Below are 12,516 nucleotides of genomic sequence, written 5' to 3' on the forward strand. Positions count from 1 at the left end.
ACAGGTTAGAATAGGGCGCTTCGCATCTGGAAACATACCAGAGAATATAGGGTTTCACGATCAGAATGCAAAAAGTTGGAAAAAATTGAAATTAGGGCTTTGCAAATCAGAAATCCTCCTGCTATACGCCACCTCGCTGACGCAACGAGCACCTCTTCCCCGGTAGCTCAGTGGTAGAGCAACCGGCTGTTAACCGGTTGGTCGCTGGTTCGAATCCGGCCCGGGGAGCCACTTACTTCTTGTAAGTGTTTGGAGGGATTGTTTTTCTCCCTCGGCTCTAACTCTTTCCAGTTTCATTTTTCAACGTGTCAGCGAGATACGGCTTTCTTCATTGTCGCTGAATGATGACTGCGAATCGGTGTTTCGTTTTGCGCCGTTGTTCACAAAGCAATCTCGGACAGAGTTTTTTTATAGAATCGCGGCTTGTTTCATCAACCATGGAACCGGATTGCGCCCGTCGCAGTTATATCTCTACCTATGCAGGAGAGAATTATGCTGACCGCAGACGCGACAACGATGACGAAATTCTGCCTTCAAGAACATCAATGATATCGGTGTGTTGAAAACACAACGTGATGACGCCGCAGCCTGTTCTTCGACTACCCTGCCCAATATCGCCAAGTCTCATGAATGGAGAAAGATATGAAGCTTTCTATGATTTCGCTGGCCGCTGCTATGGCTATGTTTTCGTTTGGTGCAAATGCAGCGCCTGTTTCTATGCCAGAGCCTATCAATCAGAGCGGTTTGACGCATAAAGTCGATTATCGCTGTGGACCAGGTCGTGTAACTGACCGCCGTGGACGGTGTGTGCGTGTGCGTCGTCATGCGCCGCCACCACCACCTCGCTGGGATCGCGATCGCCCATCCCGTGATTGGAGGAACGAGCGCCATCACAGATCTGACAGGCGGTATCGTGACAGTGACAATCGCTACTTCGTTCCTAAAAAGCGCGAACCTCACAACTAGAATTATTTCGCCCGCCAAATCTATAATACTGCCCTGTCAGCTCTACAGCCGACAGGGCTTTTTCATGCCCTTGACTTGGCGATACATCGCGACATTATCATGCCAAGATCAATCGGGTGAACATCATGAGAAGGTCATTCCTCGTCGCCATTATTGCTTTTTCCGCTTCGCCGGTTTTCGCGGATAATCTCTATGATAAGTGTATTGATCAGTCTGACGGAACCAATACTGCGTGGGGACAGTGTGGTGGTGAGTTGCTAAAGCGCGCCGACAGCAAGCTGAATGCGACCTGGAAGAAGATCTATGGCCAGGTTAATGGGCAAACCAAAACCGACCTGCTGGCTGAACAGCGTTTATGGAACAGCTATAAGGAGTCGTCCTGCAGTTTCTACACAAACGGCGATTGGGGCAGGGAAGGCCAGGTGCTGCATTATCCTAGTTGCAGAGCAAGCGTGATTGAGGCTCGCACAAAGCAATTACAGGAATATGGCTCATTCACCTCGGGGCAGTAAGACAGTCGCCATAAAATTTAAGACAGATTGACGTCACCCTGCCTGCGCTTTGGTGCTCGACGTGGAAGTTGTCCGAAAGGACGACTTGGATAGGGCTTAAGGTTGTTTGGCTCCTGCCAAGCATTGATTGGCGGTATCGACAATTTTGATCCCTGTTGATGCAAATAAAGGCCTGCCGTCAAATAAGCATCTTCCAGAGCCCCATGGCGAACTCCCACACGCGATAAACCGATTTTGGAAACACAATGGTCCAGCTTGGCGGATTCGCCTCTCCAGAGCCGTCTGGCGCCATCCATTGTGCAATAGACCGGCTGGTTGAGCATCGGAACTTCGGCTTTGCGGAATTCCCGTTGAATATAACGCATATCAAATTCAGCGTTGTGAGCCACCAGCTCGTCTGCCCAGCCGAACCATTGCCGCAATGAACTTGCCAGATCGGCAAATAATCCTGATAGCGCGTCATCCAATTGTCGAAGCCATGAACTGCTTCAGCTTGTGGTGAACTGTCTTTTCTGGGATCGAAAATCAAATAGAGTGACTGCGTTAGGAGCTCATCGCCTTCAATCTTCACCGCGCCAAGCGTGATGATGCGATCATACGGTAATAGCCCCGTCGTTTCGGTATCAAAAACAATGATCTTTTTCTTGCGGGTGTGGACTGCGGGCGTGAAAATATCTGTCATGCTATGCCTTGTTCATGCTTAACCGAAATAAGCATATTTCCCGAACAAGTTGAAGGTTTGCAGAATTGGGAAAGCGACGAAAAGAACAGCTCAAATATGACAGCAATAGCGATATACGACCGAGCTGAAAAACTCAGCTGCTTTCCCGCCCAAGATTAAGCCCGCTCCTCGATGGTATAGGTACTGAGTTTGCAGAGATCCTGCGTGTCTGTCATGGTGTCGAGATCATCGCTATCCCGAAACTCGAAACGCATGTCGCATTTGCACACGCGACGACCGTCAGCGATCGTTTCGCCCGGATTGAGGATCTCCTGCCCAAAAACATCACCTTCCCAGTCATTAACGCCAACATTGGAAGTGTAAAAGTGAGCAAGAACCGAGTTTTTACCATTACTTGGAATAAATACTAGATCATCTGCGTTTGTAAAACTGGCTATTTCAACAGAAATAGCAAATGTTATTTTTATAATTTTCATTATTACCCATACTCTCAACATTGATATTAAAATATTATTTGGAAATATTTAAGTCGTAAATAGCCGTGATCGTTCAGGAATAACCCTTTTTTGGTGTAATTTTCTTTCGAATTTCGCAAGCCACCTTCATAAGGCTCGTTCCGATTGACGTGATAGCTGTAGGGCAGGAGCGGAAACGCTTTGGCATAACCACTATATTTTGAGGTCCGATTGAACCAAATCGCGGTGGCTGCGTTGTTTACCTGTCGTTAACCATAATGGAGGCTGACATGCTACTATATTCAAAGATTGAAACAGGCATTGCCGCTGCATTTCTTATCCTCGTACCGCTCGTGCTTTTTCTGGTATGAGTAGTATGAGGCGCGCATTCCAAGGGCGACATTGAAGGCCGTTAGCTTTGAATGTCGCCCGATTCCCATTTTGATCACATCGATTTTATTTAATGTTTGGATCCTTCTCCATTCATCTCGCGTTCACTCCGGCGACGATACATTTGCATCAACACAAAAGGAGTGTCCCATGATTAAGAAAGCCGTTCTCGCCGCTATTGCCCTTTCGTTTGTCGGCGCGCCACTTGCACAGGCTCAGGATTATCATCAGCCGCGCAAGCCGGGATACAACCACGCGGAACCTGCTCGTCCGTCGCATAGTAAGGAATTTAAGCGCCATGATCGTCGGGATCAGGGACACAAGCGTTGGTCGCGCGGTGAACGCTACAACGACTGGCAGCGCCACCAGGAAATTCGCGATTACAAACGCTATGGCCTTCGCAAGCCGGGTCGCGGCCAGCATTGGGTAAAGGTTGACAATCAATATCTGCTGGTGACCGCTGCAACTGGTCTTATCGCCAGCATTCTTGTAGCGCGGTAAAACCAAAAACAACTCTTCGTTTCGAAACAATGAAGGCGGCATTAGCCGCCTTTTTTCATTTGAATATGTAAACCGAGAGCACGTCCGGCCACTGCAAAGCCACGAGATGCGCGCGGCGCATGGCTTGCCGAACTATGTGCGAGTCTGCAATGTAGAGCTAATACAAGCGTCATCCACGCCGTGTGACAGCGGGCCCGGCGCTCAGACGATGAAGCGTTACAGGGGGGCCAGTAAAGACTGGAACTATGTAATTGCCGTAACTATTTGTTTTTACGCATTATCCCACGCAAAACCGCTTTGCACTTTTGCTGGAAATGCTCTGAGCGGAGAAACTATATGAGCGGATTTCTGGCCCTTCTGGATGATGTTGCAGCAATCGCCAAGATCGCAGCTGCATCAGTGGACGACATATCCGCGAACGCCGCGAAAGCTGGCAGCAAGACCGTTGGCGTATTGATTGACGATGCAGCAGTCACTCCCAACTATGTGGTTGGTATAACCGCCGCACGTGAATTGCCGATGATCGGCAAAATCGCGATGGGAAGTCTCCGAAATAAAGCGCTGCTTATTCCTGTTCTTCTGGCACTCGATTATTTTCTGCCGATAGCAATTACAGCCCTTTTGATGATTGGCGGTGCTTATCTGTGCTTTGAGGGTGCCGAAAAAGTCTGGCACAAACTGTTTCCGGGTGAAGAGCATCATGAAAATGGAGCACAAGAGGATAAGGACCCAACTTCACTTGAAGAAAAACGCGTTGCAGGCGCAATCAAGACCGATCTCATTCTTTCTGCAGAAATCATGACGCTTGCTCTTTCGATGATTGAAACCAACTCAATCTGGATTGAGCTTGCCACACTTATAGTCGTCGGCATCATGATTACGGTGCTGGTTTATGGTGTTGTAGCAGTTATCGTGAAGCTTGATGATTTTGGTGTCTTACTGGCGCGTAAGGGTCGCCTCTCGGCAACGCGGGCTTTGGGGCGCCTTACGGTTCGTGCGGTTCCCAAGCTATTGTTTGTGCTTACAATTATTGGAACTGCCGCAATGCTCTGGGTTGGAGGTAATATTTTCATCCATGGATTGCACGAATTGGGTGTTCATCAGCCTTTTGCATGGATTACGGAAAACGCCGCCAACCTTGCAACTTATGTGTCAGCGGGTCTGGCCAGCACCGTAAACTGGTTTGCAACAGCTTTCGCAGATGGCGTGTTCGGTTTTGTGCTCGGTTCACTGATTGTGTTTTTCATGGTCAAGATTGCCGAACCGCTTTGGAATGCCACGACGGGCAAAGCCTGAACCACAGCAATGAGCGCGGGAAAACCCTCGCTCATTTATCTGATGGGTGTCAGATCATGCCGCCATTGGCGCGTAAAACCTGGCCGTTAATCCAGCCTCCGTCTTCACCGACCAGAAATGCGACTGCCGCAGCAATATCTTCGGGCGTTCCAAGTCTTTCCAGCGGGTTCATTTTCGCCATCCGATCAATCAATTCATCGGATTTTCCGTTCAGGAACAGTTCTGTTGCTGTTGGTCCCGGAGCGACCGCATTGACCGTGATGTCGCGGCCACGTAGCTCTTTCGCGAGAATTGCTGTCAATGTTTCAACGGCGGCTTTCGTTGCGGCATAGATACCATAATTTTCAAGCTTCAATCCGACCACGCTTGTCGAGAAATTGACAATGCGCCCACCGTCACGCAAGCGCTGAGCTGCTTCCCGCATTGTATAGACACTGCCTTTGAGATTGATCGCAATCTGGCTATCGATGACTGAATCGTCGCCATCCTTCATAGAAGCAAGCTTCATAATACCAGCATTGTTGACCAGCACATCGACGCCACCAAAGGCAGTTTCAGCGCTTTCGAACATGCGTTTTACAGCTGCTGCATCGCTCACATCAGCCTGATGTGTCACGGCTTGGCCGCCGGACTGGATAATCTCGGCCACCAATTCTTCGGCCGCATTTTTACTGCCTGCATAATTGACGATAACGGTGAAACCATCCGTTGCCAATCGACGCGCGATAGCAGCGCCTATGCCACGTGATGCACCTGTAACGATTGCAACCCTGTCATTGTTAGCTGGCATGAACTTAGCTTTCCTTTGGCGCGCCTTTCAAAGAAGTTTGAGAGGCGACACGCATTAAAATAAATGTCGAGCGTCGATCAATAGCGGTGCGCGCGCTATTCGAGACAAACATAACGCTTTTGTAAATCCGGATAATCATGCATAATTCAGCATCACTATCCGAAAATAGCGAATAATATTATGGACCGATTTGATGCTATGCGGGTTTTTACCCGAGTTGCGGAACGCCGTAGTTTCACGCTTGCTGCTGAAGATTTGGGACTGCCGCGGTCGACTGTTACTGATGCGGTGAAGCAGCTGGAGAAACGTCTTGATGTCTGCCTTCTTCAACGCACCACTCGCCATGTCAGCCCAACGCTTGACGGTGAAGCCTATTATCGGCGCTGCTTATCTATTCTCAACGAACTGGAGGACGCAGAAGGTGCTTTTGCCGGACACAAGCCTAAAGGAACATTGCGCATCGATGTGCATGGCACGCTTGCCCGTCATTTTCTGCTGCCAGCGCTGCCACGCTTCTTCGAAGCCTACCCCGAAATTGAAATCTACATGAGCGAAGGCGACCGTTTCGTCGATCTCGTCCGCGAGGGTATTGATTGCGTACTGAGAGCCGGAACATTACAGGATAGCGACATGATTGCTCGCCGTGTCGCCTTGCTGAAAGAGATAACGCTCGCCTCTCCGGCCTATCTGGAACGCCACGGCACGCCCACACATCCGGATAATTTGGCCCACAGTCATTGTATGGTCGGATTTCAGTCAACATCAACCGGCGGATTGCTGCCTTTAGAATTTACCGTCGCGGGCAGGGTGGTGGAGGTCGGCTTACCTGCACCCATGTCAGTCAATGCGGCTGAGAGTTATGTATCGGCTGCTTGTCTCGGCCTGGGGTTGATCCAGGTTCCGATCTATCACGTTATAAAGCTGATGGAATCCGGCGATTTGGTTGAAGTACTTGCGGATTTTCCTCCAAAGCCGACGCCTGTTTCCCTGCTTTACAGGCGTGAGCGCCAGCTTTCGCCACGCGTACGAGTTTTCATGGACTGGCTGCAACAAGAGTTCAAAGAAGCACAAGCGTCCAACACGAAACTTGCATTCTTGTAGTCTTGGGGTATGTCAGTGCGCGGGGGTCTTTTTCAAGCATGGTGTGTTTGCAGTTTTTCAGGCGAAATATGCGTTACTCAGCAATCCGGCTCGGATTGAACGCAATTGCCTTTTCACGCCTGGACAAATTGGTTCCGTCTGCTGGCGGGCGAGGCGTAGTCTTTACACTGCATCACGTTGGCCCAGACCAGACCGATAAATTTCGGCCCAATTCCTTTTTGTCCATTACACCTGAATTTCTTACAGAGACAATTCAAACGGTGCTTGAAGCTGGTTTGACGCCCGTTCACGTGCATGATTTACCGGCACTACTCGCAAATAGCTCGGATAATCGAAAGTTTGTCGCTTTCACATTCGACGATGGTTATCGAAACAACATAACGGCTGCTGCCCCAATTTTCCGTAAGTTTGGTATTCCATTTACGGTTTTTCCGACCATGGGCTTTATCGACCGAACACACACAATCTGGTGGGAAACGGCTGCGGCACTTTTAAAGAATACGCAGCAGATCAGGTTCGATTTCGGCAAAGGGTTGGAGAAAATGCGTACTGAAACGGTTGCGCAAAAATATGCTGCATTCGACCGGTTGACTACGTTCGTGCGTAACGGTGAAGAAGATGACGCTGTCCGTCGCATCAACGAACTTGCAACCACGCAGTGCAGTGTTGATCCTCGTGCCATTGTTGACGAACTGGTGATGGACTACGCACAGCTACAATCCTTGGCGAGCGATCCGCTCGTTCATATTGGCGGACACACAATCACACATGTTAATCTTCGCCGCGTGAACGAAGAGCGTCTTGCCCTCGAAATAGATGGATCGACAGCTGCAATCGAGCGCTGTGTCGGTTATCGTCCCAAATCATTCTCATATCCCTACGGATGGTGCTCGGCCGTCGGCGAGCGTGAGATAGAGATGACAGCAAAGGCTGGCTTTCTGGCCGCCGTCACGACCCGGCCAGCTGCACTGCAGCGATCAGACGCTTTGAAGCCTACCGCTATAAAGCGTATATCGCTCAATGGTAACTTTCAAAAACAGCGTTATGTCAAAGCCCTGATTTCAGGCCTTGGATTCAGGTTTCTATAGGTTCGACTTGGATTCGAGCAATTCCATGCACAAAGCCTTACTCGTGGCCGAATTATCGGGATTAGAACGCATCCCGAAAAGTGTGAAACGGTTTTCGGAAAAAGATGCGCGTTAAAACAAATATTTAGAGCGCCGATCTGATCCAATCAGATCGAAACGAGCTCTAAAAGCCAGCCAATAGCCCTTCTTGCTTGTGCGCGTATCCGCCAGACCGAGAAACGCTGGGATCATGAGCTTTACGATAGTCAGGCGCGGCACCATGTGGTTTATCCAGCACTTCGCAACGGTGCGTATTATCCGTGGGATTATCAACCGCTACAGAAGGCATCGGAGTGCTATATGGGCAATCATTGGGTTTGAATATTGTTGAACAAAATCAGTGCTTTCTGCGTTAATTCTAATAAAAAGGCTGATCAAAGATCAGCCTTTTTATTTAACGGAGAATGTCTGAAAGGCGCTTCTGTTCTTTTTCCATGCGATCAAGATTGAGACCTGCGAGCAGGTCCAGAATATGCGTCTTCATCAAGGATTCCGCTTCCTCAATCTTATGCTGCTCAATAGCATCAACAAGCGCATTATGTGCATGGCTTTCACAAGTCGTTTCCCGGCGCTGCCAATAAAGCGCGATGATCAGCGATGAGCGCGGCAACAGTTCGGCGACAAAGCCCGCCAGAATGGAATGTCCTGCAATCTCTGCAAGATCGAGGTGAAAGCGAGCCGAAAGCCTGATCGCATCGCTGTCGCGACCGGCATGAAGTGCGGCATGTTCATCATCGAGATGCTTGCGAAGCCTGGCAATGTCGTCCGCTGTTGCCACCTTGGCTGCAAGGGCTGCGACTTCGGGCTCAATCAGGGTGCGAGCCTCAAACACTTCTCGTGCTTCTTCCCGCGAGGGTTCGGCAACAAATGCGCCGCGGTTGGGTTCTAGGCGTGCAAGCCGATCATGCGATAGTGCCTGTAAGGCTGATCGCACAACTGCGCGGCTGACGGAATAGATCGTTGCCAGCTCATCTTCCGGCAGTTTGGTGCCAGGCAGCAACTGATGGCTGACGATTGCATCACGCAAGCCCTGATAAACGGAATGCCAGCGTGCCGCCCCATTATTATTGCCGTTTTCAGCCGTGTCTGGTGCGTTAGAGCCAAAAAAAATCATTTGTATCCGGATGCCAGGTTATTCAGATCACAGGACGCCCTGCAAACATGCAGGGCCTTCAGAGCTTTTCATGTACATATCGAACTCACCTCAATAATTGTCAACAAATTCGGCAATTTGATCTACAACATGGGTTCAATACATCACCTTTATGCTCAACTCACCGCCCTGGTGAATATGGTTCAAACATCCCTTCAAAGGTCTTTGTCCGCGGTGGCAGATATCCGCCTCTTTTGGATGTTTTCAAACCCAGACTTACCAGCCCTTCGCAGAGTTTGACCGCAGCCGTCACGCCATCGATCACCGGCAAACCATGTTCCTGCGATAAGGAAGCAGCGAGATCAGCCATGCCCGCACAGCCAAGCACAATCGCCTCCGCATGATCATCGCGGATCGCACGCGCTATCTCATCTGATATACGTTTTCGTGCATCAGAACCGGGAATTTCGAGTTCCAATACTGCAACATCGCTGGCTCTTACACGAGCACAACGTGTCGCCAACCCGTAGCGTACCAGATTATGCTCGATAGCGGGCACAGAGCGGGAGAGGGTGGTTACCACACTGAACTTGCCTGAAATCAGGCTCGCCATGTGGAAAGCAGCCTCACCAATGCCAATCACAGGCATTGTGCTGGCACAGCGTGCAGCATCCAATCCCGTATCGTCGAAACAAGCTATCATGCAAGCATCGGCTGACGAGTGCTTCTGCATTTCGCCGATCATGCCAGGAATTGCAAAAACCTCATCGAAGTAACCTTCTATGCTGGGTGGGCCGTCTTTGGGATTAACGGCTATGATATTGGTATCGGCCATTGCTACGCTTCGCGCGGCTTCGCCGATTTTACGCGTCATAGAAGCGGTCGTATTCGGGTTGACGACAAGTATGTCCATTTCCTCAAACCATCTTTTTTTATCGTTGTTGATGGCTTAAAGCGCGTTGCCCTTGTAATATTCACTTCGCGCTTCAAGTTATTGTTTTCAAGCAGAAATCCTGATCTCGATTTCTAAAAATTCTTTAGGCATAGTAATGCCTCAAAGCAGAATTCAAGCAGCCGTGCCTTGCCCCCACGACACGGCTGCTGATCCGGTGTCGCAACTTAGATTTCGCCCCCCAGATAAAGTTTCTTCACGCGTTCATCCGAGATGAGTTCTTCTGAATTGCCGGAGAGCACAATCTTACCGGTGGTGAGGGCATAAGCCCGCTGCGAGATACGAAGTGCCATGCGCGAGTTTTGCTCGACGAGCAGAACACTCACTTTTTCATCGCGGTTGATGGCTACAATCGAACGCGCAATATCCTGCACAAGCTTTGGTGCGACGCCGAGCGATGGTTCATCGAGAAGCAACAATTTGGGTTTTGCCATAAGCGCGCGCCCGATAACCAGCATCTGCTGTTCACCGCCACTCATAGTGCCTGCTGCCTGCGAATAGCGCTCTTTCAGACGTGGGAAGCGGCCCATCACCATTTCCAGCGTATTGGCAATTTCTGCCTTGCTGGAGCGGGTAAAGGCTCCCATCAGGAGATTGTCGCGCACGCTCATATATGGAAAGACACGGCGTCCCTCGGGCACCATCGCAATACCCATCTCAACAATCGTATCCGAACGCGTGCCATCAAGGCGACGTCCCTCAAAATAGATCTCGCCTTTGCGCAATTTGTTCAGCCCTGTAATCGCTCGCAGAATTGAGGATTTTCCAGCGCCGTTTGCACCAATGAGAGCGACGGTCTCGCCTTCATTGACCGTCAGCGAAACGCCTTTAAGGGCATAGACGTGATCATAATAGAGTTCGGCATCGTTGACTTTCAGAAGCTCTGTCATGATCAGTATCCAATCGTTTCGTCTTCTGCGCCGAGATAGGCTTCGATGACTTTCTCGTTCTCCTGAATCTCTTTGGGTGTGCCTTCCGCAATCTTCTGACCGAAATTGATGACAACGATCCGATCAGAGATATTCATGACGGCTGGCATATCATGTTCAACGAGAAGAACTGTGACACCGCGATCCCGCACGGCACGCACCATTTCCACTGCTTTGACGGTCTCATCGTGGTTCATGCCCGCAAAAGGTTCATCAAGCAGCAGGATTTTAGGCTCCGTGGCCAGTCCAATCGCAATACCAAGTGCGCGAAGATGACCATGAGGAAGGGTCTGGGCAATTTCATTGCGCTGACTGCCAAGCCCCAGAAAGTCCAGAATTTCGTCGGCAGAACGGCCAAATTCCTCCTGATCTTGTCGAGCCAGCCCCGTGCCGACATAACATCCGAGGAAACTTGCCTTGGCGCGCAGATGATGAGCGACAATCACATTGTCACGTACCGTCATGCCTTTGAAGATAGTCGTTTCCTGAAACGTGCGAACCACGCCTTTACGGGCAACAATATGTGGAGCAAGCCCCGATATACGTTCACCCTTAAAGCGCACTTCACCGGTCGTGGGTGTGATGAAGGATGCGATTAGCTTGAAAAGTGTCGACTTTCCGGCCCCGTTCGGCCCGATCACTGATAGAATTTCCTTTTCCTTGACCGAGAAGGAAACGTCGTTGACTGCCACAAGCCCGCCAAAACGCTTGGTCAGCCCTTTGACTTCGAGAAGTGCACTCATGATCTCGATCCTTTCTTGCCAGTCAGTCGAAGGCTGAGCAGGCCGTTAGGCAGGAACAGCATCAGAATGATCAACAGGCTTGAGAAGATAAGGAGCTGGAATTTTCCGGTCTGAAACAGGAAATCCCAACCGAAATAGAGGACAAAAGTGCCGATGATTGGCCCGAAAACATAGCCAAGCCCACCAAGGAAGCAGTTGAGCATGAAGTTGACGGAGTCCGTAACAGTGAAACTCGAAGGATAGATGGACTGCGAGATTGCCACAAACATCGCACCGCCAAGACCACCAAGAAAAGAGGAAATGGCATAGGCCAGTACGCGCAGATATGTAATGTTGACGCCAATTGAGGAGGCGAGTTCTTCGTTCTGTTGCAGCGACTGGCAAAGCCCGCCGATGCGCGAATGAATAAGCCGGTAAAGTCCAGCGAAGCAGAGCACCATCAGCACGACCGACACGTAATAGAAAGCTGCACGAGGGTTCTGTAGTGTTGCGAAATCCGGCAGGATAGTCACACCGAATATCGATATGCCGCCGGGCATCGGAATGCTGACCATGCCCTTCGCACCATTGGTGATTGGCAAGGCCATTGCCAGCAATCGCGCAACTTCCGTGAGCACCAGTGTGACCATAGCGAAGTAAACACCGCGAAGCCTCAGGATTGGTATGCCGATAAGGATGCTGGCGAAGGCACAGAACAGACCAGCCAATGGCAATGTCAGCCAGAAAGAAAAGCCATATTTGACCATCAGAATGGCCGAAACATAGCCCCCCATCAGCGCATAGGCGCCCTGGCCGATATTGATGCGGCCAATGTAGAAGGTAAGCCACACACCACCGCTGACGATAGATAACAAGGCCACCGAAGTCAGTGTATAATAAAGGTCGTTGCGTCCGGTTACTTCAATGAGCAGCGGAATGCCGATCAGCACGAGTGCGAGAAAGGCAACGACGCCAAGGAGTTTTGTTGTCTTTGTCATGA

The 12,516-nt window shown here is 50.2% G+C and carries 13 protein-coding genes, 1 tRNA gene and 2 pseudogenes; 8 read left to right on the forward strand and 8 right to left on the reverse strand.

Going from position 1 to position 12,516, the window contains the following annotated elements:
* The first annotated feature begins 156 nt into the window (after positions 1 to 156).
* The 3 genes from CEV33_RS04125 (at position 157) to CEV33_RS04130 (ending at position 1,478) form a co-directional block, all read left to right on the forward strand.
* A tRNA-Asn gene (locus CEV33_RS04125) sits at positions 157 to 231 on the forward strand.
* Between the two features lie 411 nt (positions 232 to 642).
* On the forward strand, positions 643 to 966 hold the full coding sequence (locus CEV33_RS23635; protein WP_141211562.1) for a hypothetical protein: 324 nt from the start codon (positions 643 to 645) through the stop codon (positions 964 to 966).
* A 125-nt stretch (positions 967 to 1,091) separates the two neighbouring features.
* Entirely contained in the window at positions 1,092 to 1,478 is a 387-nt protein-coding gene (locus CEV33_RS04130) for a lysozyme inhibitor LprI family protein (protein ID WP_094539168.1), read from the forward strand.
* Between the two features lie 17 nt (positions 1,479 to 1,495).
* On the opposite strand, the pseudogene CEV33_RS04135 reads toward CEV33_RS04130, so the two are convergent.
* Positions 1,496 to 2,160: pseudogene (locus CEV33_RS04135) on the reverse strand (3'-5' exonuclease).
* 155 nt (positions 2,161 to 2,315) lie between these two features.
* Positions 2,316 to 2,636 carry a hypothetical protein gene (locus tag CEV33_RS04140; protein WP_094539169.1) on the reverse strand — a complete coding sequence of 107 codons (321 nt, stop codon included), beginning with the start codon at positions 2,634 to 2,636 and terminating at the stop codon, positions 2,316 to 2,318.
* Positions 2,637 to 3,155: 519 nt separating this feature from the next.
* Here CEV33_RS04140 and CEV33_RS04145 point away from each other — a divergent pair.
* The gene (locus tag CEV33_RS04145) at positions 3,156 to 3,506 is read left to right on the forward strand and encodes an RcnB family protein (protein ID WP_094539170.1); all 351 of its coding nucleotides are present in this window, start codon (positions 3,156 to 3,158) and stop codon (positions 3,504 to 3,506) included.
* Positions 3,507 to 3,842: 336 nt separating this feature from the next.
* On the forward strand, positions 3,843 to 4,802 hold the full coding sequence (locus CEV33_RS04150) for a DUF808 domain-containing protein (protein ID WP_094539171.1): 960 nt from the start codon (positions 3,843 to 3,845) through the stop codon (positions 4,800 to 4,802).
* Between the two features lie 49 nt (positions 4,803 to 4,851).
* On the opposite strand, the gene CEV33_RS04155 is transcribed toward CEV33_RS04150, so the two are convergent.
* The gene (locus CEV33_RS04155; protein ID WP_094539172.1) at positions 4,852 to 5,592 is read right to left on the reverse strand and encodes an SDR family oxidoreductase; all 741 of its coding nucleotides are present in this window, start codon (positions 5,590 to 5,592) and stop codon (positions 4,852 to 4,854) included.
* A gap of 180 nt (positions 5,593 to 5,772) precedes the next feature.
* Between CEV33_RS04155 and CEV33_RS04160 the strand changes: the two genes are divergently transcribed.
* The 3 genes and pseudogenes from CEV33_RS04160 to CEV33_RS24415 form a co-directional block, all read left to right on the forward strand.
* Complete coding sequence (locus CEV33_RS04160; RefSeq protein WP_094539173.1) at positions 5,773 to 6,693, forward strand: LysR family transcriptional regulator; 921 nt, start codon at positions 5,773 to 5,775, stop codon at positions 6,691 to 6,693.
* Between the two features lie 68 nt (positions 6,694 to 6,761).
* Positions 6,762 to 7,781: a polysaccharide deacetylase family protein gene (locus CEV33_RS04165; protein ID WP_235818359.1), complete on the forward strand. Its 1,020-nt coding sequence runs from the start codon at positions 6,762 to 6,764 to the stop codon at positions 7,779 to 7,781.
* A 219-nt stretch (positions 7,782 to 8,000) separates the two neighbouring features.
* A pseudogene (locus tag CEV33_RS24415) lies at positions 8,001 to 8,176 on the forward strand (choline-sulfatase); the annotation flags it as partial.
* Positions 8,177 to 8,214: 38 nt separating this feature from the next.
* Here CEV33_RS24415 and CEV33_RS04175 read toward each other — a convergent pair.
* From CEV33_RS04175 to CEV33_RS04195, 5 genes are all read right to left on the reverse strand, one after another.
* Positions 8,215 to 8,934, reverse strand: a complete 720-nt coding sequence (locus tag CEV33_RS04175) for a GntR family transcriptional regulator (RefSeq protein WP_094539175.1) — start codon at positions 8,932 to 8,934, stop codon at positions 8,215 to 8,217.
* Between the two features lie 160 nt (positions 8,935 to 9,094).
* Positions 9,095 to 9,826, reverse strand: coding sequence for an aspartate/glutamate racemase family protein (locus CEV33_RS04180; RefSeq protein ID WP_094539176.1), 732 nt, complete (start codon positions 9,824 to 9,826; stop codon positions 9,095 to 9,097).
* A 206-nt stretch (positions 9,827 to 10,032) separates the two neighbouring features.
* Entirely contained in the window at positions 10,033 to 10,755 is a 723-nt protein-coding gene (locus tag CEV33_RS04185; protein WP_024896233.1) for an ABC transporter ATP-binding protein, read from the reverse strand.
* Positions 10,756 to 10,757: 2 nt separating this feature from the next.
* Positions 10,758 to 11,537, reverse strand: coding sequence for an ABC transporter ATP-binding protein (locus tag CEV33_RS04190; protein ID WP_094539177.1), 780 nt, complete (start codon positions 11,535 to 11,537; stop codon positions 10,758 to 10,760).
* Complete coding sequence (locus CEV33_RS04195) at positions 11,534 to 12,514, reverse strand: branched-chain amino acid ABC transporter permease (protein WP_094539253.1); 981 nt, start codon at positions 12,512 to 12,514, stop codon at positions 11,534 to 11,536. The genes CEV33_RS04190 and CEV33_RS04195 overlap by 4 nt, the downstream gene beginning before the upstream one ends.
* Positions 12,515 to 12,516: the final 2 nt, after the last annotated feature.

The sequence above is a fragment of the Brucella grignonensis genome (genome assembly GCF_002252505.1).
Taxonomy (GTDB): Bacteria; Pseudomonadota; Alphaproteobacteria; order Rhizobiales; family Rhizobiaceae; genus Brucella; species Brucella grignonensis.